The sequence below is a fragment of the Gemmatimonadaceae bacterium genome (genome assembly GCA_035606695.1).
Taxonomy (GTDB): domain Bacteria; phylum Gemmatimonadota; class Gemmatimonadetes; order Gemmatimonadales; family Gemmatimonadaceae; genus JAQBQB01.
In genome coordinates this window covers 468,069-492,272 of the sequence record DATNEW010000026.1, presented here as the reverse complement: position 1 = coordinate 492,272, position 24,204 = coordinate 468,069, and the positions used below count along the sequence as shown (strand labels likewise).

The 24,204-nt window shown below is 65.5% G+C and carries 24 protein-coding genes; 15 read left to right on the top strand and 9 right to left on the bottom strand.

Annotated features, from left to right (window positions below):
* Positions 1-53 precede the first annotated feature (53 nt).
* The 8 genes from VN706_13110 (at position 54) to VN706_13075 (ending at position 8,137) form a co-directional block, all read left to right on the top strand.
* Entirely contained in the window at positions 54-1,157 is a 1,104-nt protein-coding gene (locus VN706_13110) for a hypothetical protein (GenBank protein ID HXT16570.1), read from the top strand.
* A 105-nt stretch (positions 1,158-1,262) separates the two neighbouring features.
* Complete coding sequence (locus VN706_13105) at positions 1,263-1,610, top strand: PadR family transcriptional regulator (protein HXT16569.1); 348 nt, start codon at positions 1,263-1,265, stop codon at positions 1,608-1,610.
* 15 nt (positions 1,611-1,625) lie between these two features.
* Positions 1,626-4,283 (top strand): ADOP family duplicated permease, encoded by a 2,658-nt coding sequence (locus VN706_13100; protein HXT16568.1) that lies wholly within the window; start codon positions 1,626-1,628, stop codon positions 4,281-4,283.
* Between the two features lie 76 nt (positions 4,284-4,359).
* A complete protein-coding gene (locus tag VN706_13095; GenBank protein HXT16567.1) occupies positions 4,360-5,772 on the top strand; it encodes a serine hydrolase domain-containing protein in 1,413 nt (470 codons plus the stop codon).
* Complete coding sequence (locus VN706_13090; GenBank protein HXT16566.1) at positions 5,769-6,407, top strand: hypothetical protein; 639 nt, start codon at positions 5,769-5,771, stop codon at positions 6,405-6,407. The genes VN706_13095 and VN706_13090 overlap by 4 nt, the downstream gene beginning before the upstream one ends.
* On the top strand, positions 6,404-6,895 hold the full coding sequence (locus VN706_13085) for an SET domain-containing protein-lysine N-methyltransferase (GenBank protein HXT16565.1): 492 nt from the start codon (positions 6,404-6,406) through the stop codon (positions 6,893-6,895). Before VN706_13090 ends, VN706_13085 begins: the two co-directional genes overlap by 4 nt.
* Positions 6,896-6,918: 23 nt before the next feature.
* Positions 6,919-7,404: a hypothetical protein gene (locus tag VN706_13080; protein ID HXT16564.1), complete on the top strand. Its 486-nt coding sequence runs from the start codon at positions 6,919-6,921 to the stop codon at positions 7,402-7,404.
* An 82-nt stretch (positions 7,405-7,486) separates the two neighbouring features.
* Positions 7,487-8,137, top strand: coding sequence for an Ig-like domain-containing protein (locus VN706_13075; GenBank protein ID HXT16563.1), 651 nt, complete (start codon positions 7,487-7,489; stop codon positions 8,135-8,137).
* Between the two features lie 105 nt (positions 8,138-8,242).
* Here the strand turns inward: VN706_13075 and VN706_13070 are convergent, their stop codons facing one another.
* On the bottom strand, positions 8,243-8,890 hold the full coding sequence (locus VN706_13070; GenBank protein HXT16562.1) for a dihydrofolate reductase family protein: 648 nt from the start codon (positions 8,888-8,890) through the stop codon (positions 8,243-8,245).
* A gap of 86 nt (positions 8,891-8,976) precedes the next feature.
* A complete protein-coding gene (locus VN706_13065; protein ID HXT16561.1) occupies positions 8,977-9,927 on the bottom strand; it encodes a hypothetical protein in 951 nt (316 codons plus the stop codon).
* Positions 9,928-9,951: 24 nt separating this feature from the next.
* Between VN706_13065 and VN706_13060 the strand changes: the two genes are divergently transcribed.
* Together VN706_13060 and VN706_13055 are read left to right on the top strand one after the other, a co-directional pair.
* On the top strand, positions 9,952-10,866 hold the full coding sequence (locus VN706_13060; protein ID HXT16560.1) for a helix-turn-helix transcriptional regulator: 915 nt from the start codon (positions 9,952-9,954) through the stop codon (positions 10,864-10,866).
* Between the two features lie 28 nt (positions 10,867-10,894).
* Complete coding sequence (locus VN706_13055) at positions 10,895-11,740, top strand: GH25 family lysozyme (protein ID HXT16559.1); 846 nt, start codon at positions 10,895-10,897, stop codon at positions 11,738-11,740.
* 39 nt (positions 11,741-11,779) lie between these two features.
* Here VN706_13055 and VN706_13050 read toward each other — a convergent pair whose 3' ends face one another.
* Positions 11,780-12,373, bottom strand: a complete 594-nt coding sequence (locus tag VN706_13050; GenBank protein ID HXT16558.1) for a DUF4337 domain-containing protein — start codon at positions 12,371-12,373, stop codon at positions 11,780-11,782.
* 147 nt (positions 12,374-12,520) lie between these two features.
* On the opposite strand from VN706_13050, the gene VN706_13045 reads away from it, so the two are divergent.
* Positions 12,521-13,735: an amidohydrolase family protein gene (locus tag VN706_13045; protein ID HXT16557.1), complete on the top strand. Its 1,215-nt coding sequence runs from the start codon at positions 12,521-12,523 to the stop codon at positions 13,733-13,735.
* Between the two features lie 175 nt (positions 13,736-13,910).
* Here VN706_13045 and VN706_13040 read toward each other — a convergent pair whose 3' ends face one another.
* From VN706_13040 to VN706_13025, 4 genes are all read right to left on the bottom strand, one after another.
* The gene (locus tag VN706_13040; GenBank protein HXT16556.1) at positions 13,911-15,164 is read right to left on the bottom strand and encodes a hypothetical protein; all 1,254 of its coding nucleotides are present in this window, start codon (positions 15,162-15,164) and stop codon (positions 13,911-13,913) included.
* Between the two features lie 323 nt (positions 15,165-15,487).
* Positions 15,488-16,099, bottom strand: a complete 612-nt coding sequence (locus VN706_13035) for a C40 family peptidase (protein HXT16555.1) — start codon at positions 16,097-16,099, stop codon at positions 15,488-15,490.
* Positions 16,100-16,412: 313 nt separating this feature from the next.
* Complete coding sequence (locus VN706_13030; protein ID HXT16554.1) at positions 16,413-17,207, bottom strand: ABC transporter permease; 795 nt, start codon at positions 17,205-17,207, stop codon at positions 16,413-16,415.
* 5 nt (positions 17,208-17,212) lie between these two features.
* Positions 17,213-18,103, bottom strand: coding sequence for an ABC transporter ATP-binding protein (locus VN706_13025; protein HXT16553.1), 891 nt, complete (start codon positions 18,101-18,103; stop codon positions 17,213-17,215).
* Between the two features lie 241 nt (positions 18,104-18,344).
* Here VN706_13025 and VN706_13020 point away from each other — a divergent pair, with 241 nt between their 5' ends.
* Positions 18,345-20,882 carry a DUF5916 domain-containing protein gene (locus VN706_13020; GenBank protein HXT16552.1) on the top strand — a complete coding sequence of 846 codons (2,538 nt, stop codon included), beginning with the start codon at positions 18,345-18,347 and terminating at the stop codon, positions 20,880-20,882.
* Between the two features lie 73 nt (positions 20,883-20,955).
* Complete coding sequence (locus tag VN706_13015) at positions 20,956-21,267, top strand: hypothetical protein (GenBank protein HXT16551.1); 312 nt, start codon at positions 20,956-20,958, stop codon at positions 21,265-21,267.
* 154 nt (positions 21,268-21,421) lie between these two features.
* Here VN706_13015 and VN706_13010 read toward each other — a convergent pair whose 3' ends face one another.
* Both VN706_13010 and VN706_13005 read right to left on the bottom strand, forming a co-directional pair.
* Positions 21,422-21,802 (bottom strand): hypothetical protein, encoded by a 381-nt coding sequence (locus VN706_13010; GenBank protein HXT16550.1) that lies wholly within the window; start codon positions 21,800-21,802, stop codon positions 21,422-21,424.
* 123 nt (positions 21,803-21,925) lie between these two features.
* On the bottom strand, positions 21,926-22,765 hold the full coding sequence (locus VN706_13005) for an alpha/beta hydrolase (GenBank protein ID HXT16549.1): 840 nt from the start codon (positions 22,763-22,765) through the stop codon (positions 21,926-21,928).
* A 95-nt stretch (positions 22,766-22,860) separates the two neighbouring features.
* Here VN706_13005 and VN706_13000 point away from each other — a divergent pair, with 95 nt between their 5' ends.
* Positions 22,861-23,712, top strand: a complete 852-nt coding sequence (locus VN706_13000) for a hypothetical protein (protein ID HXT16548.1) — start codon at positions 22,861-22,863, stop codon at positions 23,710-23,712.
* Positions 23,713-23,780: 68 nt separating this feature from the next.
* Positions 23,781-24,203, top strand: a complete 423-nt coding sequence (locus tag VN706_12995) for a hypothetical protein (protein ID HXT16547.1) — start codon at positions 23,781-23,783, stop codon at positions 24,201-24,203.
* Position 24,204: the final 1 nt, after the last annotated feature.

The window sequence follows — 24,204 nt, the reverse complement described above, 5'->3', positions numbered from 1 at the left end:
GAGAATATGGCTCGGCTGGTCCCTCATGCGGTGCACAGGTGTAAACTCCAAACATGCCATCGAGACTTTCAACGCTCGCGCTCGGCCTCGTGATTTCGAGCGCCTGTACCCCACGCGACGCCGTTCGCGGCGCCGGGTCCGAGGGCACGGTTCCCGTCGACAGCGCGGGAGGCCGGGTGCCCACGGCGACGTCCGCGCCATCGCGCGGCGATACGGCACGGCCAGCGCCGAGCGAAGCAGCGGACACGTCAGCTCCGCATTTGAGCGCGGGGCGATCGAAGCATGATTCCATCGCGTACGCCTCGACCGTCGCCTTCGGGCGGCGCATGATGGCGAAGTGGCCTGCGCCTCCGACACCACTGCCCGGATCGATCCTGCCGAGCCATCGCATCGTCGCGTTCTACGGCAATCCGCTCTCGAAGCACATGGGCGTGCTCGGCGAATATCCGGTCGATGAAATGCTCGCCAAGCTCGACACGGCGTCTCGCGCGTGGCAAGCGGCCGATCCATCGACGCCCGTGCAGCCCGCGTTGCAGCTCATCGCCGTCGTCGCGCAGGGGAGTGCCGGCAAGGACGGCATGTATCGCGCGCGCATGGACACGGCGCTCATCGAGAAAGTGTACGCGTGGGCGCAGCAGCGGCACGCGCTGCTGTTCCTCGACATTCAGGTCGGCAAGAGCACCATGCAGCGCGAGCTGCCGCGGCTCCTTCCCTTTTTGTCTCGGCCCGACGTGCACCTGGCGATGGACGCCGAGTTTTCGATGCATTACGGCGCGGAGGGTTCGCTGCCCGGGAAACGCATCGGCCAGTTCGACGCGAAGGACATCAACTGGACCGCCGAGCAGTTGCAGCAGCTGGTGACGGAGAAAAAGCTGCCGCCCAAGGTGCTCGTGGTGCACCGGTGGACGAAGGCGATGATCTCGCACGCGCCGCAGATCGCGATCGATCCGCGCGTGCAGATCGTGATGGACATGGACGGGTGGGGCCCGCCGTGGATGAAGTTCGAGTCGTATCGCGACTACATCGATCTCGAGCCGGTGGAGTTCACGGGGTTCAAGCTGTTCTTCCACAACGATACGAAGAAGAACAACGCGCTGCTCTCGCCGCTGGAGCTGCTGCGGCTCAGACCGCGGCCGTTGTACATCCAGTATCAGTAGGCGCCCCGGCCAGAGGCGCCCCGGCCCGATCTTGACGGCGCGCGGGCAATGTCGTATAGGTAGGAGTCCGACATATGTCGGATTTCTACCTATACCAGTGGATTCATGTCCCCTCGCAGCTCGGACAGGGCCGACGCGTCACTGCCCGTCGGTACGCTCGACATGCTCATTCTGCGGACGCTGACGCTCGGCCCGCTGCACGGCTACGCGATCGCGCAGCACATCGCGCAAATCTCGGACGGCGTGTTGAGCGTGGAGCAAGGCTCCCTCTACCCTGCCCTCGAGCGCCTGCTCAACCAGGGATGGGTCACCGCCAAGTGGGCGGAATCGCCGACCAAGCGCCAGGCGCGCTACTACACCATCACGCGCGCGGGCCACAAGCAGCTCCACGATCGCGTCGAGGAATACGATCGCGTCTCGGCAGCTATCGCTCGCATTCTGCGCCACGTCTGAGTCCGGGAGACATCGATGTCGTTCATCCACGGCACCATTCATCGGCTGCGCGTCCTGTGGCGCGGCGAAGCGTACGCATCCGACGTGCAGCGCGAGATGGAGTTCCATCGCGAGCTGCAGGCGCAGGCTGGTCATGCCTCGCCCCGGCAATTCGGCAACGCGAGCTACTACCGCGAGGCGACGCGAGAAACGTCGGCGCTGCGGTGGCTCGATCGCCTGCGGCAGGATCTGACGTACACGGTTCGTGCGCTGCGCCGCACGCCCGCGTTCACGCTGGCGGTGGTCATCACGCTCGCGCTGGGCGTGGGCGTCAACGCGGCGATGTTCTCGATCTTCGACGCGATGTTCCTGCGCACGCCCGCCGGCGTCCCCGCGCCGCGCGCGCTGCGGCGGCTGTATCACCTTGCGCATTCCAGCGATCCTCGTGAAGCGCCGCGGGCATGGCCCACGGTGACCTATCCGGCCTATCGCGCCATCGCGGCCGCGAATCCGGGCGTTCCACTCGCCGCGGCGAGCGGTCCGGACTCCGCCACGATGGAGATCGACGGCGCACGGATGCATGCCGGTGTGACCGAAGTGTCGGGCAACTACTTCGACGTCCTCTCGATGCGCGCGCAAATCGGCCGCTTCTTTGCGGGCGACGAGACCGCGATCGAAACGCCCACGTTCGTCGCGGTCATCAGCGACGCGTTGTGGCATTCGCGCTTCAACGGCGATGTTGGCGTGTTGGGCCGCAAGATCAAGATCGGCCAGCGCGCGTTCACGATCGTCGGCGTCACGCCGCGCCATTTCCGCGGCCTCGATCTGGATGCAGGGGACGTCTGGGTTCCGCTCAACACGCACATCGGACAGTTCATGGGCGCGAGCGGCCCATGGTACACCAACATGAGCTCCATGGTGACCGTCGTCGCGCGATTGAGCCCCCGCGTCGACGAGCGTGCATTCCTGGGTCGCGCGACGAACGCCTATCGCGGCGTCCACCTGCAATACATGGCCGACGACCCGCGAGCCGAAGTGCTTGACGGTTCGATCGTGAGCGCGCTCGGACCGGCGAAGCCTGCCGCCGAGGTGATCGTAGCGAAGCGGGTGTCGTGGATTGCGCTCATCGTGCTCGTCATCGCCTGCGCGAACGTCGTGAATCTCTTGCTGCTCCGCGCATCGCGCCGGCGCCGCGAGCTTGCCGTCCGCCGCGCGCTCGGCGTCTCGCACGGACGATTGTTGATGCAAATGACGACGGAGAGCGTGACGCTCGCACTCGTCGGCGGCGCGGTCGCGACGGTCGTCGCGCAAGTCGCCGGCACCGCGCTGCGCCGCCTGATGTTGCCCGGCATTCACTGGTCCACGCCTGTCGTGGAATGGCGCACCGCGATGTTCATTCTCGCCACGAGCATCGTGGTTGGATTGGCGGTGGGCGTCTTTCCCGCGCTGAATGGGTTGCGCACCAACGTGATCGACGCGCTGCGCGCGGGCAATCGTGATGCGGCGTATCACGCGTCGCGGCTGCGGGGCTTCTCGCTCGTCGTACAGACGGCGCTCTGCATCGTGCTGCTCGTCGGTGCCGGTTTGTTCCTCCGCAGCTTGAACAACGTCGAAACGATTCCACTGGGCTACGACGGTAATGGACTGTTGTTTCTCCAACCGTCCTTTCCGGACGGCGCGTTCGCACACGGCGAGGATCTGAGGCGTGCCATGCCGGCGCTCGTCGATCAGTTACGTCGCGTCCGTGGCGTGACGAACGTGTCGCTCTCCTCGAACGCGCCGATGGAGGGCATCACCTTTCAGGAGGTCTTCGTGCCCGGCCGCGATTCGCTGCCGCGCATTGGGCCGTTCGGCACGCCGGCTGGGAATTCCATCGGTCCATCATTCTTCGCGGCGACTGGAATGTCGCTCGTCGCGGGGCGCGGCATCGGCGCTGGCGATCGCGAGGGAGCACCGCTGGTGGTGGTCATCAACGAGACGATGGCGCACGCGGTGTGGCCCGCGGAGTCGCCGCTGGGCAAATGCCTGATGTTCGGCAAGCGCGACGGCCCGTGCGTGACGGTCGTCGGCGTGGCGCGCGACGCGCACGCGAGACGCATCATCGAAGCACGATCGATGATGTATTATCGCCCGCTGCAGCAGCAGAAGAGCGCGCCGATGACGCTCGAGGTGCGCGTGAGCGGGAACAGTGCCGGCGAAGTACGGGCCGCGGCGGAGCGTCTCATCCGCGAGCTGATGCCGGCGTCGGACGGCGTCGAGGTTCGCGCGCTCAGCGACCTCATGGCGCGCGAGCTGAGGCCGTGGCGCCTGGGTGCGTCGCTGTTCACGGCGTTCGGAATTCTCTCACTCATCGTCGCGGGATTCGGCATCTACAGCGTCGTGGCATACGGCGCGAGCCAGCGCACGAACGAGATGGGCATTCGCATCGCGCTCGGCGCCAGGACCAGGGACATTCTCGATCTCGTGCTCGCGGACGGCGCGCGCACGGTCGGGATCGGCGCGGCGATCGGAGTCGCGGCGGCGTTGATCGGCGGCAAGCTGGTCGGCGCGTTCCTGTTCGGCGTCACGCCGCGCGATCCAAGCGTGATGATCGGCGCGACCGTGCTGCTCATCGCGCTCGCGATCATCGCGTCGCTCGTGCCCGGATTGCGCGCGGCGCGCGTCGATCCCGCGGGAGCGCTGCGAGCCGAATAGCGGTCGTGTCGGTGGCGGACATTCGATATCTTCCATGGCGGTCGCTGTTCGCCCGCAATCCGCCATGGGAGTTTCAATGTCCGATTCGATTCGCCGCGGTGTCCTCCTCGCGGCCGCGCTGATCGCCGGCCCGGCATGGGTCGTCCACGCGCAGGCAACGGCCACGCTGCCCGCCGCCATGCGCGCCCGCATCGACAGCATCGTCAAGCAGGAGATGACCGCGCGCGGTGCGCCGAGTGTGTCGATCGCCGTCGTGAAGGATGGGGAGATTGCGTACACGAACGCGTACGGGATGGCGCGGCTCTCACCGCCGCTGCCCGCGACGCCCTCCATGCGCTACAGCATCGGGTCGGTGAGCAAGCAGATCACGGCGACGGCGGTCCTGCTGCTTGCCGAACAGGGAAAGCTGTCGCTCGACGACAAGGTGGCGAAGTTTCTGCCGAATTTGACGCGCGCGAACGAAGTCTCGATTCGCCAGATCCTGTCGATGACGTCGGGCTATCAGGACTACTGGCCGCAGGACTACGTCATGCCGCCGATGCTCAAGCCCGTGACGGCGCAGGCGATTCTCGACGAGTGGGCGAAGAAGCCGCTCGACTTCGACCCCGGCAGCAAGTGGCAGTACAGCAATACGAATTACGTGATCGCGGGTGTCATCGTCGAGAAGGTGACCGGGATGCCGCTCGTCGACTTCCTGCGCCAGCACGTCTTCACGCCGCTGCATATGAGTTCTGTCATGATCACCGACGAAGGCGCCCTCGGCCCCGGCGATCCGGAGCGCTACGAGCGTTTTGGTCTCGGTCCGCCGCGCGTCGCGCCGAAGGAAGGCCGAGGCTGGATGTTCGCCGCCGGCGAGCTGGCGATGAGCTCGAGCGATCTGGCGCGCTGGGACATCTCGGTGATCAAGCAGTCGATTCTCAAGCCCGCGTCGTATCGCGCACAGCAGACCAGCATGATCCTCACCGACGGCCGCGCGACCGGTTACGGGCTCGGGGTCTACACTGGATCGTTCAACGGGCACCGCATGATCTCGCATGGCGGCGAGGTGTCCGGCTTCTCGACGCAGAACGCGATCTTTCCCGACGATCGCATGGCGGTGGTGGTGTTCGCGAATCTGTTCGCGACGGACGTGCAGTCGGTGATCGCGTCGCGCATCGAGGATGTGCTCTTCTCGACGACCGATCCGGCCACCGAGAAGGCGATCGCACAAACGAAGTCGGTCTTCGCGGGACTGATGCACGGCCAGGTCGATCGTTCGCTTTTCACCTCGAATGCCAATGCGTACTTCAGCGACGTCGCGATCAAGGACTTTGCGTCGAGCCTGGCGTCGTGCGGTGCGATCAAGGGCGTGCAGCAGACGTCGTACTCGCTGCGCGGTGGAATGACGTATCGCGGATACCGGGTGCAATGCGGCGCGAAGAACTACGGCGTGTCGACGTTCGTGATGCCGGACGGCAAGATCGAGCAGTACATCGTGACGCCGGAGTGACGCGCGTACGGCATCGTCGCCGTCCTCCGGCGGGCATCGCCGCGCTGCCCGAGCTGCGGCCGCTCAGGGCGCTCTCGAGCCCGAGGCGGGTCCAGGATTATCTCGATACGATTCCGATCAACCACGAGCGCGGGCGCGAGACCTGTTCGTCGGCGCTGACGACGCTGCGCCGCAAGTCGGCGCATTGCATGGAAGGCGCGCTCGTGGCGGCGCTGGCCTTCTGGCTCCACGGCCAGCCGCCGCTCGTGATGGATCTCAAGACCAACCGCCACGACGTCGATCACGTGGTGGCGCTGTTTCGCCGCGGGCGGTTCTGGGGCGGCGTCACGAAGACGAATCACGCGGTGTTGCGGTATCGCGAGCCGATCTATCGCGACATTAGAGAATTGGCAGTATCATTCTTTCATGAGTATTTTCTGAACGACGGCCGCAAGACGCTGCGCTGGTATTCCGAGCCGTACGACCTCCGCCGCCACGGGACGGAGTGGATCACCCGCGAGGACGAGCTTTGGGACATTCAGGACGCGCTCGACCGCTCGCGGCACGTGAAGCTGCTCGGGCGCGCGCAGATCGCCGGTTTGCGCCGAGCCGACGACATCGAGATCCGCGCCGGCAAGCTGGTCGAATGGCCGTGAGCACCTCGACCGGCGGCGTCGAGGTGCGGCCGAGCCGGATTGGGCTGGGCCTCTTCGCCACGGAGCGCTTCGTCGCCGGCGACACGATTCTGCGGATCGATGGCCGCCTCGTGAATTGGCGCGAGCTCCTGAAGCGGCGCGGCAGCTTCATGGACAACTGCTACCGCTTTGGGCCCGAGACGTATCTCGACCCCGGCGATCGCCCCGCGCGATACGTCAATCACTCGTGCGTGCCCAATGCCGCGGTGCACAAGGCGCGAAATCGCCTGTATCTCGTCGCGGTCGCGGCGATTTCCGCCGGCCGCGAGATCACCTTCGACTACTCGACGACCATCGCCGACGACGACATCTGGACCATGCGCTGCCGCTGTGGCTCGCCACAGTGCCGGCGCATCATCCGGAACTTCGGCTCTCTCCCTCAGGGCCTGCGCAAAAAATACGTGAATCGCGGCATGGTCCCTGGGTTCATCCTCCGCGTCTTCGTATAATTTGAGAGACATGCGAGGCTGACATGCCGGGCGACGGACTGGAAGGGTTCGAGGCACTGATGGGCGCGTTCGCGAACCTCGGGGGAGAAAAGCCCGAGGGGCTGGGCGACGCGCGTTGTCCCAAGTGCAACGCGGCCGATTTCGTCAAAGTCGATGATCTGTTCTACGAGGCGGTGCGGCATGCCGAGAACGCGGGCGCTGCGTCGTCGGAGCCGGGGATCGGCGGACTGAGCGAGCAACAGATCATCGCCAGGTTCGCGCCGCCGCGCCGTCGCTCGGCGCGACTGCGCACGATCCTCGTCGCCATTCCGCTCGCGGGCGCCGCCTATTTCGTCTACGCGCGCGTGAATCCCACCGCCGGGCAGTTCGCCGTCGTCGCCGCGATCGTCATCACGCTCATGGTCTTTCTCACGACGGTGCGCAAGCAGAGCGATGACTATTACGATCAGAAAGCACAGTGGAACAAGCTGTACATGTGCACCAAGTGTGGTCAGCTCGTGAAGGGCTGAGGCCCGCGTCAGCCTCACGACATTCAGAAATCTTCATGTTGTGGAACGTGGGGGCGGTCGGACGATTGCGTGTCGGTGCCGCATGAAGCCGATTCTTTTGGGCGTACTCGTGTTCGCCGCGGCGTGCGGCTCGTCCGACGCCAGCGGCGTTGCCCCAATTCTGCGGTTCGCGACGGTGACGACCGAGCTTCGCGACTCGACGACCTTTCCCGCCGGCAGCGCCGTTCTCGTTCGCGCGCATGTGACGTCATCCGGCCTGGGACTGGACAGTGTTCCCGTCACGTGGGCGGTGGGTACGGGGCACGGCGGCCTCTCCGCGACGATGACGAACACCGATTCGACCGGAGTGGCGTCGGTCCTCTGGACGTTGGGCGACGCCGCGGGCGTCAACTCGCTCGTGATCACGTCGGGCGACGCCGTCGATACGCTGCGGCTCGTCGGGACCATCGGCGTCCCGTCGTCGATCGTGATCGTGAGCCCGGAATCGAGCTCGATTGCCGTCGGCGACTCACTGTCGCTTCAGGTGCGCGTCATCGACCGTCCGGGAAATCCCGTCCCGAACTCGGCGGTGAATTGGTCGACGACCGGCGGCACGCTCTCCGGTTTGACGACAACGAGCGATGCGACCGGCATCGCGCGCACGACGTTCCGCGCGTCGCAGGCGGGAACGTATCTCGTCACCGCGAATTTGCCCGAGCGGGCGAGCGTGATCTTTCAGGTCGTGGTACGATAATTCGTCATCCCGAGCGACGCGAGGGATCTAGCATCCTGGTAGAGGGCTCGGCCGCTCTACCAAAAGGCAGGATTCCTCGCCTCCGGCTCGGAATGACAGAAACGTTTAGTCGTGGCGCCGGATGAACACATGCGTCGCCCGCTCGCCCGCGACGTGTCGCTCGACCTGGTAGCCGAGTGCGCGGAGGTCGATCCCGTGAAACAGCTCTTCGCCGGAGCCGAGCAGCGTGGGGCTCACCACGAGATGCAGATCGTCGATCTGACCCGCGCGCAAATACTGGCGAACGGTCGAGGCTCCGCCGCCGATGCGTACGTCGCGATCGCCCGCCGCCGCCTTCGCCTGTTTCAGCGCGGACTCGATTCCGTCAGTCACGAAGTGAAAGACGGTGCCGCCCTGCATCTCGAGTGGCGGCCGCGCGTGGTGCGTGAGCACGAACACCGGAACGTGGTACGGCGGCTCGTCGCCCCACCATCCGCGCCAGCTTTCGTCCGGCCACGGCCCGCGCACCGGCCCGAACATGTTTCGGCCCATGATCCACGCGCCAAGATTTTCGAACGCGTCGCGCGCCATGCGATTGTCGACGCCTGTCTCTCCCTCTCCGAGGTTTTGCATCCGGCGCCACACGTCCGTGTGGGTGAACCACTGCATGACGTCGAAGCCGTTGACGCCGAGTGGATGCTCGAGGTCCTGAGCGGGACCAGCGGCGAACCCGTCGAGTGAGACGCCGTAGCAAAGTACGCGAAGTTTGGACAAGAGATTGTTGGGCGAGAGAGGAGCGCGGCTACAAAACCCAAACGTGCCGCGCTCTCATTATAACCGATCTCGAACAGCCTGACAGCTTACTTTCGGCGAACGTACATGAGATCGTACGCTGTCTGCCACGTACGGCCGCTATCGGGCGACGTCTCGGAGAACTGGCGCACGGAGTCGCGGCCGAGGTTGAAGAAGGTGAGCCGCGTCGGCACGCGGCCGAGCTTTCCGCCCGGAAGCGGCGTCGTGCCGGTGAAAACCATGTTTCCATTCACGAGACGACCGCGATAGTCGTGCTGGCCACCGAGGTTGTCGACCCACGTCTGCCGCCATTCCCCATATGAGCGATCGTAGATGTTGAAGCTGCGCCCCGTCGATCCACTCGGCGCACTCCAGTGTTCGGTGACGACGCAATCACCGTCGTCGAGCGTGACGGTGTTGCGGGCCGCCGGACCATTCGCGGGCTGGCCGGTCGGGCGCACGTCCCAATCGCCGACCCAGAAGTCGAATTCGCGAAATCGTGGATCGTGCTTGCATGGTTGGACGACGGCGTCGAACGCATCGAGCACGGCGGGCCAGCGCGGATCGGCGAGGAGCGATGCGAGATGCGCGTCGCTCTTAAGTGCTGGAACCGGAACGAACATGCCGTTATCTGCCGAACGATGCAGCTCGGCAATCGCGGAGTCCGGTTGGCCGCGATCGGCGAACAATTGCCCCAGGCGGTATGCGGCCTGCGCGGCGGGGATGCCGAGCGATTCGCCGCGGCGCAAATTGATCTCCGCGTTTTTCAGGTCGCCGAGCTGGAGCTGGGCGACGCCGACGCGAAAGCGCGACAGGGCGTGTTGTGGATATGCCGCGGCCAGGGCCTCGTATGCGGAGCGGACCGTGCTCCAGTCCGAGGCATTGAAGGCCTGGGCGGCTCGTTGGAGGTCGGCGGCTGGAGGTGCCGCGGCCGGCGCGGCTGGCGTCGAGGATTGCGCGTGCAACAGCGCGGGAGCGACGACGAACACGATGGCGCGAGCGACGGTGATTCTGCGCATGGGGAATGGCTGCGGGTTATGGTCATGACGAATCTCGCATCGAGCACGCGAGATGCGCTTGCACGTCGTTGCTCGATTGGCGCTCGTAAGGACTTTGTCGACACGACGGTGTTCGACACATCGCGCGCGGCGATCGGCGTGTTTCGATGTCCGGCGACGTATCCGTCGTTTCGCGACACGGGCCCGATCGAGCGAAGCATCGTCGTGTTTCCGCGCACCGGCGTGTGGATTCGTCACGCGGGATCGCGCGCCTTTCTCGCGGATCCGTCGGTCGTCACGATCTACAATGCCTCTCAGGAATACGAGCGCTTCGCGGAATCGCCGGACGGCGACCGTTGCGACTGGTTTGGTGTGTCGGCGGATGTGGCGCGCGAGATCGTGCGCGGGCTCGACCCCGAGGCCGCGGACTCCAATCGACCATTCACGTTCCAACGGGCGCCCAGCTCGACCACGCTGTACATGCGGCAGCGTGCGTTGCTCCGCCGCGCGCTGCGCGGAGAGCTCGACGCGTTGGAAGGTGAAGAGGCGGTGATCGGGATTGTCGAGTCGGCGATCGGCCGCGCGTACGCCGATGCGCCGCGGTCGCGCGCGCGCCGCCGCTCGTCGGCGGTACGCCACGGCGATCTCGCCGATGCCGCGCGTGTCGAGCTCATACGGAGCGTGCGCGAGACTCGTTCGGTGAGTGAGATTGCATCCGCGCTGGGAACCTCGGCATACCATCTATGCCGCGTGTTCCGGGCGTGCACCGGGCGAACGATGCACGAGTATCGCAATGAGCTCAGGGTGCGGACGGCGATGGAGCATCTCGAGAACAACGCCACGCGCGCGAACTTGTCGGCCGTTGCGCACGAGCTCGGATTCTCGAGCCACTCGCACTTCGTGCGGGCGATGCGCCGGTACGCTGGATGGACGCCGAGCGCGGTACGCGCGATGCTCTAGTTAGGGCCGGCAATCATGGGAGTCTGCCGTGGCCGAGCTCGAAGGCGTCGACGTTTCGCACCGCAACCTCACGATCGATTGGACGAAGGTGAAGCGCGCGGGCATCTCGTTCGCGATGGTGAAGGCGACCGAGGGCACGGATTGGATCGATCCCACATTCACGATCAACGTGAGCGGCGCGCGCGACGCCGGAATCGTGGTCGGCGTCTATCACTTTTATCGGCACGACGCCGATCCGGCACTGCAGGCGACGTCGTTCCTCAAAGCGACGGGACATCCGCAGCCGGGCGACCTGCTCCCGGCCCTCGACGTCGAAGCACCCGGCGACGGCGCCGGACCGATCACGTATTCGACGGCGAACGTCGTGCGACGCATCGGCGAGTTCGTGGATGCCGTCGAAGCCGCGCTGAGCGTCGCGCCGATGATCTACACCTATCCCTCGGCGTGGAAGGAGATTACCGGCAACGCGGACGCGTTCGCGTCGAAGTGCCCGCTGTGGATCGCCAGCTACGCGGACGCGCCGACGATTCCGGGCGGCTGGCACCAACAGGCCTTATGGCAGTATACAGATAAAGGAACTGTGAACGGCATTTCGACGATCGTCGATCGCGATCGCACGGCCGGCGACCTTGCCGCGCTCGAGAGCTTGCGCACGCGTGCGCTCGCCGTCGGAGAAATGGCCGTGTTCACCCAGGACGGCAACGTACGCGCCGCAGCGAGCCTTGCCGCGCGGGTGGTCGGAACGCTGCCGCGCGGAACTGGCGTAGTGGTGGTCGACGGGCCCGAGCTCGCGAAGGATCGCGAGTGGTGGAAAGTCGACGACGGCGAGGGCGTCGTTGGGTGGAGCAGTGGGAAAGTGCTGAGCGCCGGCTAGCGCCGGGTGGCGCCGGGTGGCGCCGGTTGACGTTTCGGCCTATGCGCTCAGCGCGGTGAATAGCGCCAGTCCCGCACCGGCGACGCCGGCAACGATCGAGATGCCGAATGCGGCTTTCTGCCGGGTAAGCGCGGCGACGGCGCCGAGTGCGATGGAGACCTGCAGGAGCGCGACGGCGAATGCGTAATGGTGATGGTGCTCCAAGAGCGAGTCGGCTTCGTGCGAACGCGCATCCCGCTCGGCCTCGAGCTTGCGCGCCTCGGTTTGAATTTCGCCCTGCTCTTTCGTATATCGGGCGGCCTGCGCGGCAAGCGAGTCGGGTGCTGCACGACCCGCCGCGGCATAGCTCTGCGCGGCGCTTAAGGCGATCGCGCCCTTGATGCCCTTGGCCTGATAGAAGGCCCATTGATCGGACGCCTGCGCCTGAAACGACGTCGCCTCGCTCTTGAGTACGAGGGCCTCGTTGATGGTCGATCCCGCGTGCAGCGACACGACGGCGGTGACGGCGGCGAGCACCGCGGTGTAGAGCGCGACCCAGCGCAGCATCGCGGCGCCGGCCTTTTCAACTTTCTCAATTTCGTCGTCGATGGTTTCGCGCAGCTTGTCGGTGTCGAGCTCGATTTCTTCGGGCATGGGCGATGGGCGATGGGCGATGGGCGATGGACGTGGAGGCTTCCGCACAGACGATGGCGGGTCTCCGCGCGTCATAATAGTTAAGGAATCTTTCGAGGGGCGACACAGCGGGATTGCGCGGCGGCCCATCGATTTGTACATCCCACGATGCGCCTCGTCCTTGCTCTCGCTCTCGCTCTCCCTCTCTCGCTCGCCGCCGCGTCGCTCGGCGCGCAGACTGTCATCCTCACCGACCATGCGCTCGACGGCCGCGGCGGCGTTGTTCGCAACGCAACCATCACGGTCGATCGAGGCAAGATCACGTCGACGACCGCCGCGCCCGCGCGCGGCGCAACCATCATCGACTTGCGCGGCTACACCGTGCTCCCCGGCTGGATCGACACGCACGTCCATCTCGACTCGCACTTCGATCGCAACGGCAATGTCGCGGGACGCGGCGAGTCGCCCGCCGAGGCGGCACTGGGCATCGCCAACAACGCGTGGATGTCGCTCATGGCTGGGTTCACCACCGTGCAATCCGTCGGCGCGTTTTCCGAGGGGCCGATTCGCGACATGATTCGCGATCGCGGCTTCCCCGGCCCGCGCGTGCTCACGTCGCTCGCGCCCATTCAGGGTGATTCATCGCTTTCCGCCGACTCACTGCGAGCGCTCGTGCGCCGGCGAACGGAACAAGGCGCGGATCTCATCAAGATCTTCGCCTCGAAGAGCCAGCGCGTCGGCGCGGGGCCGACGTTCACCGAAGAACAACTGCGTGTCTTATGCAGCGAAGCGGCGTCCCTCGGGCTGCGCACGATGGTGCATGCGTATCGCTCGCAGGCGGGCGCGGCGGCGCGCGCGGGCTGCCGGCAGATCGAGCACGTGACGTACGGCACGCAGGCGGACATCGACGCGATCGTGCACGCCGGCGCGTTCATGGGGCCGCAGGTTGGACTCGTCGTGCAGAATTACCTGGCGAATGCGCCGCGTTATCGGGCGAGCGGTATGACGCAGGAGGGTTTGGACATCATGCAGCGCGATCTCCCACTCGATTTCGCGATCTGCTCGACGGCCGTCAAATCAGGCGCGAAGGTGGTGTTCTCGACCGACGCCACCGCGGGCGCGCACGGCCGCAACGCGGAAGAATTCATCGGGCGCGTAGAGCATTGCGGCCAGCAGCCCATGGCGGCGCTCGTCTCGGCGAACTCCCTCGCCGCGGATGCAATCGGCATGGGCGATCGCCTGGGCAGTCTTCGCGAAGGCTACGATGCCGATATTATCGCGGTGGATGGAGATCCCGTCGCGGACATCGCCGCGGTTCGTCGCGTCGTGTTCGTGATGCGGGGTGGCGTGGTGTACAAGTTCAGCGGGGCGAAGAAGAACTAGCGCACGCTATCGCGGAAACGCGCAGCGCGGTATGGTCATCCCGAGCGGAGGCGCGCAGCGCCGAAGTCGAGGGACCCCCGTCCCGGAGGAGGAGTTGTGTGCAGTGCTCCGCTGAGAAGGGGGTCCCTCGACTCGCTTCGCTCGCTCGGGATGACAACGGCGCCGCGTGCGCAACTCACGCAATCGCGCGCCGCTCTCCCAGCGTCTCACGCGCGAGCGCCGCGCACTCGGCAACGATGGTCGTGACGCCAAAGCGCTTGGCGCCCATCCCCTCGCCGGTGAGCGGATTGAAATACTCGCGGAAGCCGGAGCGTGCGACGAGATCGGTCGTGCGATCGACGAGATCCGCGGCCTCCGCATCGCAACCGAGACGAACGAGCCCGTTCACGATGAACCACGTCGTGAACATCCAGGTCGGACCGCGCCAATAGCGTTCGATCCACAGATAGCGCGAGTCGCCGGGCACGAAGCTCGGCTCCGAGGCCGCGGTGCTGGGGATTGGATATCGCAGCCAGAAGCGCTCGGGATTTAGCAAATGCTCATGAACGAGGCGCTGCGAGACTTCCATCGGCAGATTCGCGAGCGCCAGCGGCGCGAGGCCGGCCCACGTGCTCACGTCGATCTGCTTGCCGTCGGGTCCTTCGGCGAAGAAGAATCCCTTCTTCGGATTGTACAGCCGCTTCACCAGTGCCTGGGTCAACTGCTCGGCGCGGCGCGACGCCGATGCTAGTCCAAGTCTCGCCAGCCCTTCCCACGCGAGAATCCAGGCCGTGTTCACGAGAACGTCCGTGGCGTGGAATCCACCGTCGGCAACGACGCGACGATAGTTGTATCCGCGACGGCGGTTGAAGTGCTGCAGCGCGAGAAAGCCAACCTTCGGATGGCTGCGCCAGCCAAGCGGAATGTCGTACGTCGGCGATGCGTCGAGGCCGGTTTCGTCCGGCTGCAATATGCCGAGCAGGCCGTCGGCGTCGGCGCGCTCGCGATCGAGATACTCGTGGAATCGCGACAGCGTTGCGCGGCCTTCCTCGGCGAACGCCGCATCGCCCGCACGTTCCGCCACCTCGGCCCACACGTAGGCGAGGAGCGGCGGTTGAATCGTCGCGGTTTGAAACGCGGTGCGCTCGATCATGTTGTACGTGAACGCGCGCGCCGGCCGGCAGGGTCCAAGCCAGAACGTCGTATGACCGATCAGTCCAGATGACTGCTGCGATGCGGCCAACGTGCGCAGCTCGCGCATCGCGCGCGCGGGATCGATGCGACTCCACGCCAGCGCGTGAAAGCACGAGTCCCAGAAGAATTGGTCGGGATATTTGGCGGAGTCGGGGCAGGTATAACCGAACTCGACTCCACAGTCGTTACGACCTTCACGCCAGTTGGACTCGAGCACACCCTTGGCGCCCGCAACGATGTCGGAGTATTGGTTCACGGCGTCTGCGTCTACGGAGTCGATGGAATGCGCGGCCTCGCCCGACGTGTGATGTCGGACACGCGCGCCTTGTCGTTCGCCTCGTACGGTTGAGGTAAACGCATACCCCGGGCCGTCGGACCAGTTGGGGTCGCCAGGTCATCCTGAGCGAGCGTCAGCGTCCCCTGTCATCCTGAGCGAGCGTCAGGATCCCGTGTCATCCTGAGCGAGCGTCAGCATCCCGTGTCATCCTGAGCGAGCGTCAGCGAGTCGAAGGACCCCCGTCCCGACGGCGGAGCTCTCCTCGGCGGCTGAGGGGTCCTTCGCTCCGCTCAGGATGACAATTACTCCACGCGCCGCGCCGCCACGAAGTACTGCACGAACCACTCGCCGCCGGTGTTCAAATCCGTGTAGCCCACGCCGCCTGTCGCGGTCGATGAATGGATGATTCGTCCATCGCCCGCATAGATCGCCACGTGCGAGATCGCCTGCCCCGGCTCGGCGAACAACATCAAGTCGCCGGGACGCAACGCGCGGAAATCAGCAGCGACCGGCGAGCCCGCGCGCACCTGCTCGCGCGACGTGCGCGGCAGCGTGATGCCTTGCTTCGCGAAGACATACTTGGTGAATCCCGAGCAGTCGAATCCTTCGCGCGGCGAGTTGCCGCCCCACGTGTACTTCACGCCGACGAACGAATCGGCGAAGTGAAGCAGATTCGCCACGCGCGCCGACGCGGCGGGCGATGCGGGAATTCGCGAACGTGCGGGAGCGGAGCCGCCGTTCGAAGAGCCGCTGGAAGAGCCGTTCGAACTACTGCTCCGCGGCAGATTCGCGATCACAGTCGCGAGGATGGTTCCGGGCGGTACGCCGAGTGTCCCCGACGACGCACAGCCGGTGACCAACGAGGTGAGTACTACGGCGACCGCGACGACTCGGGGGAGAGTGCGCGTGGTCATGCCGGCGAGCAAGGCAGATTTGGCGCCGCGCAGGAGCACGCTGGCAACAGCATGCGGTGCAGCGAGTTATCGAATCACGAGTCGAGGGCGCGGCGCGGCGTTGTCCGCCGAGGGGTACAGTGAAATGCGTTCTGCGGAGGACAGCTCCTCCGTCGGGACGGGGGTCCCTCGACTTCGGCGCTACGCGCCTTCGCTCGGGATGACAAGAGGCGGAGCGCTACGCGCCTTCGCTCGGGATGACAATGACAAGAGGCGGAGCGCTGTGCGCCTTCGCTCGGGATGACAATGACAAGCGGCGGAGCGCTGCGCGCGCTCACACCCGCGCCGTGTCGCGCCGGAACAACGCCGCCGCGCCGAGCGCGAAGACGACCGTCCACGCGACAATGCCGGCGATCCCCGTGGCCGTCAGTCCGCCGATCAGCGGCGCACGCGCGAGCTGACCGACGCCATACACCGGGCTGAACTTCGCCATCGTTTGAACGAGCGGCGGCATGAGTTGCAGCGGGATGAACAAGCCGCCGAACATCGCGAGCACGGCGAGCAGCGGACCGACGAACTGCATCACGTTCTCGGACGGCAGGAGAAAGCCCATGAACAAGCCGAACGCCGCGAACACCAGCGACGAGGCCCACGCGCCCAATCCCGACAGGAGCCACACGCGAGGGCTCATGTGCACGCCGGAAATCGCGCCGATGGTGTACGCCGCGACCACGGCCACGAGGCCGAGCACCATCGCGGTGAGGACTTTCATCGCGATGTAGGCCGTCGGCGAGAGCGGCGTCAGGCGCAACTGGCGGCTCCAGCCGACGCTGCGCTCGACTGCGACCGCCGCGCCGCCGGCCGTTGTACCCACCATCGCGCCGTATACCGACATGCTAATGAGCAAATACGCAAGCGCGACGTCGCTGCCGGCGGCGCTCCGCGACACCGAGCCGCGGAACATGAAGAAGAACATGCTCGGGAACACGAGCACGAACATCAACGTCCGGCGATTGCGCAGCACCCGCCGCACCTCCAGCCGGAGCGCGGTCAGATTGAAACCGCCCAGCGCGGGCGCGCGATGCGCCGTATCGTCGTACGCGGCCGGCAGTGCGATGTCAGCAGTCATGGGATTCAAGTCGCCGGGTCGGCGGTGGCGGTGAGCGTGAGAAAGGCCTCCTCGAGATTGCTCGATGAGATCTCGAGGTCCCGCGCCGGCGTGGTGGTCAACAGATGCCGCGCGACGGCGTCGGAGTCGGCGCACTGCACGAGCAGGGTGTCGCCGCGCGTCTCGACGTTCATCACGCCGGACATCGTGCGAAGGCCAGCGACGTCCGCGTTCGGCAGCGTCGCGCGCACGGTGCGCCCCGATGCGAGATTCTTGATCTCCGCCGTGGTGCCGTCGGCGACGATGCGTCCGCGGCGAATGAGCACGATGCGGTCGGCGTACGCGTCCGCTTCGTCGAGATAATGTGTGGCGAACATCACGGTACGCCCGCGCGCCGCGTCGTCGCGGATGGTCGACCAGAACCCGCGGCGCGATTCGACGTCCATGCCGGTCGTCGGCTCGTCGAGAATGAGCAGACGCGGATCGGACAACAGCGCGAGCGCGAAGCGAAGGCGCTGTTGCTCGCCACCCGAGCACTTTCCGACGGCGCGATCACCAATCTCTGAAATCCCGGCGCGGTCGAGCACCTCGCCAACGGGTTGCGACTTGGCGAACAGCGACGACATGTACGTCACCGTTTCGCGCACGGTGTAGTCCTTGAGCAATCCGCTGTTCTGCATCACGGCGGCGACGTGCCCACGCTCGATCGCGGCAGCCGGTGTATCGCCGTAGACGCTGACGCGGCCCGCATCGGGCCGCGCGAGCCCCAGGAGCATGTCGATCGTCGTCGTCTTTCCCGCACCGTTGGGGCCGAGAAAGGCGACGATCTCGCCGGATTCGATTTGGAGGGAGACGTCGTCGACGGCGGTCACGGCGCCGAAGCGCTTGGTGACGCCGGCAAGCTCGACTGCGAGCAATGGGCCCTCGTTGTCAGGTAGGAAAGTTCGTTCGGACAACGTACGGACCGGTTGACGGCGAGTTTCGGCCCCTTGAGGACGCGTTGAGGGCCTTTTCGAGCTCGTATGCTGAAATTTCAACCTTTCCGCCCGTCGTGGTGTCTCATCTCGTTGGCGGATTCCCTCCCCAACGAACCGCGGCTCGGCGCTGTCGAATGTGCGCCGTTCGCTCCACCTGCACTCATTCGCTCGCGAGACGTCCATGTTCGCATTGCTGTTCGTCGCTACTCTTGGGCTCGGTCCTCAGCTCCGCGATACGACGCACGTCGTCGAGGTTTCGCGCGGCACGACCGCCATTCGCGCCGCGGTGCCGCCGGTCATCGACGGCAAGGACGACGACGCGATCTGGCGCAAGGCGCCGACGATCGATCAGTTCACGCAGTGGCAGCCGACCGAAGGCAAAGCGCCGCGCTTCCGCACCGAAGCGAAGGTCGCCTACGACGCGGCGAATCTCTACGTGTTCGTGCGGGCGTTCGACGCGCATCCCGACAGCATCATTCGCCTGCTCGAGCGGCGCGATACGTTCACGCCGTCAGACATGATCTGGCTCTTCGTGGACTCGTATCACGACCGGCGCACGGGCTACGAGTTCGGCGTGAACGCGGCGGGCGTCAAGATTGACCAGGCGGTGTACAACGGCGGCAACGAAGACGGCGCCTGGGACGCCGTCTGGGACGTCGCGACGACGATCGATTCGCTCGGCTGGACGGCCGAGTTTCGCATTCCGCTATCGCAGATGCGATACAGCAGCGATCGCACGCACACGTTTGGCTTCACCATCGATCGCGACATCTATCGATACAACGAACGCGTGAGCTGGCCGAGCTTCAGCCAGGCGAAGCCGGATCTCATCTCGCAGCTCGGCGACCTCGATGGGTTGAACGATCTCGAGGCGCCGCGACGGCTCGAGGCCCTGCCCTACGCCGTGACGAAGCGCGCGGCGGCGATCACGAACAACCGGTTCACCAACCAGTCGAACGTCTCGGTCGGCGGCGATCTTCGCTATCGGGTAGCGTCGAATCTCACGCTCGACGCGACGGTGAATCCCGATTTCGGCCAGGTCGAGTCCGACCCCGCGGTGCTCAACCTATCGGCCTACGAATCCTTCTTCGACGAGCGGCGGCCGTTCTTCGTCGCCGGACGCGGTCTGTTTCGGTTCGACGTCAATTGCAGCCAGGTGAATTGCTCGAGCGAGGGACTGTATTACAGCCGGCGCATCGGGCGCACGCCGGAGCTCGCGGGATTCTACGGCGACACCGTGCCGCTCACGCCGACAACGATTCTTGGCGCGGCCAAGCTCACCGGCCGTTCGGCGAATGGCTTCACGCTCGGCGCGTTGGACGCGGTGACGCAGGAGGCGACCGGCCCCGGCGACACGACGTACGAGCCGCGGACGAACTTCTCGGTGGTGCGCGCCACGCAGGATCTTCGCGGCGGCCTCACCACGTTCGGCGGCATCGTCACGGCCGTCAACCGCCAGATGGATACGTGGTCGTCGCCGTTCCTGCCGTCCTCGGCGTATGCGGCGGCGGTGGACTTTAGACATCGATTCTTCAAGAATACATATGAATTTTCAGGGTCGCTCGACGAGAGCCGCGTCCAGGGCTCGAGCGCGGCGATCAATCGGTTACAGACCAATTCCGTCCACGACTACCAGCGCCCCGACGCCGGGCTGCCGTACGATTCCACTCGCACGGCGCTGGGCGGCGATGCCGAGGAGCTCAAGTTCGACAAGGTCGGCGGGCAGCATTTCCTGTTCGAGAGCGCGTATCAGCGCCGCTCGCCGGGATTCGAGATCAACGACCTCGGGTTTCTTCGCCGCGCCGACCAGCAATCGTGGAACACCTGGGTCGGCTATTTCGACCGCCGCGAGCATCTCTTCTATCAGCGCTTTCAGTGGAACAACAACTGGTGGCAGTACTGGTCGGCGAACGGCCTGGCGCAGGAAGCCGCGTACAACACGAACACGCACATCACGCTCAAGAACAACTGGGGCGTGCATACCGGCGGGACTCTCGGGCAGCTCGGTACCACGTTCGACGATCGTGCCGCGCGCGGCGGTCCCGCGGTGCGGCAGGACACGTATCTCGCGCCGTGGTTGTCGATCAACGGCAACGATCGACGGTCGCTGGTGCCATTTCTCAGCTTCAATTGGTTCCGCGGCGCGAACGGTCGAAACTGGTCGAATAACGTGAGCCCCGAGCTCGACTACAAAATGCTCGGCCGTTTCAGCTCGGCGCTCTCGCTGAACTACACGCACAACGTGACCGACAACCAGTGGTACGGGCTGTTCACCGACACGGTCGGCTCGCACTACACGTTCGCGCATCTCGATCAGACGACCACGTCGTTGACGATGCGTCTCAACTACACCTTCACGCCGACGTTGTCATTGCAGGCGTATCTCCAGCCGTTCGTGTCGAAGGGCACCTACTCGAACGTTCGACAGCTTTCGGCGACGCCGCGCGCCGATGCGTACGACGCGCGGTACGCGGCGTTCAACGACGCGGCGGTCACGAGCAATCCCGGCGGCTTCGACTTCAAGGAGCTGCAGTCGAATCTCGTGCTGCGCTGGGAGTATCGGCCGGGCTCGACGTTGTTCGTCGTCTGGAACGAGGGCCGCCAGGGGACGGGCGATGTGGCGACCCGCGATGACTTCCGGGGCGACGTGCGCAGTCTGTTTGCGCTGCATCCCGCGAACACCTTCCTGGTGAAGATGTCGTACTGGCTGAACCGCTGAAACCGCCGGCGGGCCGGCTCGTACGGACTCTGGGCAGCACGAGCATCAGGACCGCGAGGGACGGGGAGGATCGATGCGTATTCTGTGGACACTGGTCAAGGTCGTGGTCGGGCTCGCCATCGCGATCCCGCTTGGGATCATTGTTTTGGCGACGACGTTGGGTCTCGTCGGCGCGCTGATCGGTCTCGCCGTCATGGCGCTCAAGCTCGCGTGTGTCGGCGTGGCGGCGTACGTGGTGTTTCGCGTCGCGCGTGGGGTTTTCTTCTCGGGGTCGTCGCGCAGGAAAGCGCCGCCGCCGTTGCCGCGTGAGCTCGCGCCGCGCGATCCGTACTACGACGCGGCGTTGCGGGAGCTGGATTCAGAGCTGGGGCACGGGGCGCGGTGAGATAAGAGCTTTCGTCGCGCGCAACGCAGCCGGGTGCGCTCTGGGCGCATGCGGGACCCGTCCCGGCGGAGGAGCGATATGCAGCGCTCCGCTGAGACGGGGGTCCCTCGACTTCGGCGCTTCGCGCCTCCGCTCGGGATGACGAACGAAGGTATTACATCTTCTGATACACTTCCGTCGGCCCGTTCGGGAAGAACTCCGTGAGCACCGATCCGCTCAGTGATCCCGAGAACGTCTGGCCCGTCTGCGCATCCTGGAATTGAATGGCCCCGTTGGACGCGCTGAAAAATCCCTGCTCGATCGATACGGTCCCGTCGCTGAACTGCGCATCGTCGCTGAACGTGCCGTCGTCATTGAGCGACAGCACGTCGCTGGTCAGCACACGGCCGTCCGAGACCTGCACCGGCAGGTTCTGCCCGTTGATCGATCGCAGCGAGTAGCTACCGGTGAGCGAGACCGTCGGCGACACCGAATCGGTCGAGCTGCATCCCGCGACAACCGCGGCGAGCGCGGCAATGATGAGCTTCTTGTGCATGTCCTGTTTCCCTCTCCGTCATACGACGTCATCGTCACGTGTCGGAAAGGCAAGGCATGGGCCGCTGAAGCCGATTACTCCGTGAGCTCGAGGAGCCGGGTGAGCGCGGTGACCCAGGTCACGTCATTTCGCTCGCACGCGGTCGAGCACGAAGCGAATCGCCATCGCCACCAGCTCGGGTTCGTCGTCCTGAATTCCGTGTCCGCTGTGCGTCGTCTCGAGATGCATCCCGTTGCGCGAGCGCTGAAACCATTCGTCGTGCAGCGCGCGCCACACGACATGTCCGCGCGCCGTTCCGTTCACGTACGGCGCCGACTCGTCGGATTTCATGCTGGTGAGCACGGCGATCGGGATGTCGGGCAGCGGCGTCAGCCCCGGCACCGCGCCGTCGGCCTGAATCTTCACCGTTTCACGCGTCTCGGCCGCGGCCGGGACCGACCGTATGGTAGGGATTAGAGAATCGTAATACTGCCGGAACTTTTCCGGATACGTACTGTCGAGCGTCCCAAACCGGCGAACTTGCTGCTCGTGCGTGCCGTCGACCAGCACGATACCCGCGACATCCTCGGGATACAGTGACGTGTAGAGACGCGCGATCAAACTGCCGTACGATCGCGCCACGAGCACGACCGGCAGCGCGACGCCGCCGCGGTGCAACAGCTCGTGCAGGTCGCGCGCGGATTGCGGTACCGAGTGGTCGCTCGAGCCCGACTCTGACCGGCCGAACCCGGCGCGCGAGTAGGCGATGGTCGTCGTGTACTGTGCCATTGCGTGCGCGAGCGGCAGCCAGGTATCGAGCGAGTCGGACAGTCCGACCTCGAAGACGAGCGCGGGCACGCCGGCGCCTTCTCGAACGAAGTCGAGCCGATGGTCGCCGACCGATACGAGGCTGTGCGTTTGCGCCGGCAACCGAGTCGCGGCGAGCGCGACGACGAGGAGCATCGATAGCGATGTTCGTGGCATGGCTGGGGTCATGATTGGACGATAGCGCCTACGGTCGAGCGCGCTAGTAAATCTTTATGCAGAGCGCGGCATGGACGGTGCACACCCGCGCAGCAATGACGACCGCGACCACCATCTCCACCACGATCTCCGACGAACCGATTCGCGTTCCCGAGATCACCTTCTACTTCTGGCTGGTCAAGATCCTCACGACCGGCGCCGGCGAGAGCATCTCGGATTTCCTCGGTCACGTGAGCCCGGCGCTCGCCGGCGCGGTTGGCGGGATCGGCTTCCTCATCGCGATCACGCTGCAGTTTCGCATGAAGCGGTACGTCGCGTGGACGTACTGGTTCGCGGTGTTGATGGTGGCGATCTTCGGCACCATGGCCGCCGACATCGTGCACGATGGCTTGCACGTCGGTTATCTCGAGTCGAGCATCGGCTTCGCGATCGCGCTCGCCGTCATTTTTGCCTGGTGGTATCGCAGCGAGCAGACGTTGTCGATTCACAGCATCAAGACGCGCCGCCGCGAATGGTTTTACTGGTCCACCGTGATCGCCACCTTCGCGCTGGGCACCGCGGTCGGCGACATGACCGCGACGACATTCGATTGGGGCTACCTCGATTCGGGGATCGTGTTCGGCATCGCGATTCTCGCCATCGGCGCGATCTACTACGTCGCGCGGAATGCGCTGCCCGCGAGTCATCGGCATCGCTCGACGCTCGCCGTCTTCAGCTTCTGGTTCGCCTACATTCTCACGCGGCCGCTCGGCGCCTCGTTCGCGGATTGGATGGGCAAGTCCCGCGATCGCAGCGGGCTCGGATACGGCGACGGGACGGTAGGTCTCGTGCTGCTCGTCGCGATCCTGCTCGTCGTCGCGTATCTCGCGGTCACCAAGCGCGATGTGCCCAGTCTCACCGACGAGCAGGAGTGGGCGGACCCGCCGATGGCGCGCGCGTCGTCGTAGCGCGGCTCCGCGTTACGAACCGGGCACGGCCGTCGTTAGAATTGAGACCTGCCCGCCCCGAGACATTCTTGCCTTACTCGTACGTCATCGATCCCCGCCGCCGGCTGATGATCCTTCGCGCCTTCGGCCGGTTGACCCACGCCGAAGTGCGCGAGGCCCGCACGCGCGGCGTGGCGGACCCCAGGTTTCATCGCGCGTATTCGACCGTGGTCGATTTTCGCGACGTCACCGAGTTCGAGCGCAGCCCGAAGTTCGTTCGTGAATTGACGGAGCGTCCGATCGTGGCGCGGAAAGCGAAGATCGCGATCCTGCCGAAAAGAGGTCAGCCGTCCGGGATGGCGCGCCTCTTCGCGACCTACGCGCAGCTCATGGGGCGGCCGGTGCAGTTGTTCACGAGCGTCGATGCGGCGGCGCGCTGGCTGGACATTCCTCTGCCGGAGTTGTCCGACACGGACGCGGACCCACAACCGTTGCGGCGACAACAGCCGTAGC

Excerpts from the sequence above, each read along its gene's own strand:
- VN706_13110 (HXT16570.1), top strand. The coding sequence starts at position 54 with ATGCCATCGAGACTTTCAACGCTCGCGCTCGGCCTCGTGATTTCGAGC.
- VN706_13105 (HXT16569.1), top strand. The coding sequence starts at position 1,263 with ATGTCCCCTCGCAGCTCGGACAGGGCCGACGCGTCACTGCCCGTCGGT.
- VN706_13100 (HXT16568.1), top strand. The coding sequence starts at position 1,626 with ATGTCGTTCATCCACGGCACCATTCATCGGCTGCGCGTCCTGTGGCGC.
- VN706_13095 (HXT16567.1), top strand. The coding sequence starts at position 4,360 with ATGTCCGATTCGATTCGCCGCGGTGTCCTCCTCGCGGCCGCGCTGATC.
- VN706_13080 (HXT16564.1), top strand. The coding sequence starts at position 6,919 with ATGCCGGGCGACGGACTGGAAGGGTTCGAGGCACTGATGGGCGCGTTC.
- VN706_13075 (HXT16563.1), top strand. The coding sequence starts at position 7,487 with ATGAAGCCGATTCTTTTGGGCGTACTCGTGTTCGCCGCGGCGTGCGGC.
- VN706_13065 (HXT16561.1), bottom strand. The coding sequence starts at position 9,927 with ATGCGCAGAATCACCGTCGCTCGCGCCATCGTGTTCGTCGTCGCTCCC.
- VN706_13060 (HXT16560.1), top strand. The coding sequence starts at position 9,952 with ATGACGAATCTCGCATCGAGCACGCGAGATGCGCTTGCACGTCGTTGC.
- VN706_13050 (HXT16558.1), bottom strand. The coding sequence starts at position 12,373 with ATGCCCGAAGAAATCGAGCTCGACACCGACAAGCTGCGCGAAACCATC.
- VN706_13045 (HXT16557.1), top strand. The coding sequence starts at position 12,521 with ATGCGCCTCGTCCTTGCTCTCGCTCTCGCTCTCCCTCTCTCGCTCGCC.
- VN706_13035 (HXT16555.1), bottom strand. The coding sequence starts at position 16,099 with ATGACCACGCGCACTCTCCCCCGAGTCGTCGCGGTCGCCGTAGTACTC.
- VN706_13030 (HXT16554.1), bottom strand. The coding sequence starts at position 17,207 with ATGACTGCTGACATCGCACTGCCGGCCGCGTACGACGATACGGCGCAT.
- VN706_13020 (HXT16552.1), top strand. The coding sequence starts at position 18,345 with ATGTTCGCATTGCTGTTCGTCGCTACTCTTGGGCTCGGTCCTCAGCTC.
- VN706_13015 (HXT16551.1), top strand. The coding sequence starts at position 20,956 with ATGCGTATTCTGTGGACACTGGTCAAGGTCGTGGTCGGGCTCGCCATC.
- VN706_13010 (HXT16550.1), bottom strand. The coding sequence starts at position 21,802 with ATGCACAAGAAGCTCATCATTGCCGCGCTCGCCGCGGTTGTCGCGGGA.
- VN706_13005 (HXT16549.1), bottom strand. The coding sequence starts at position 22,765 with ATGCCACGAACATCGCTATCGATGCTCCTCGTCGTCGCGCTCGCCGCG.
- VN706_13000 (HXT16548.1), top strand. The coding sequence starts at position 22,861 with ATGACGACCGCGACCACCATCTCCACCACGATCTCCGACGAACCGATT.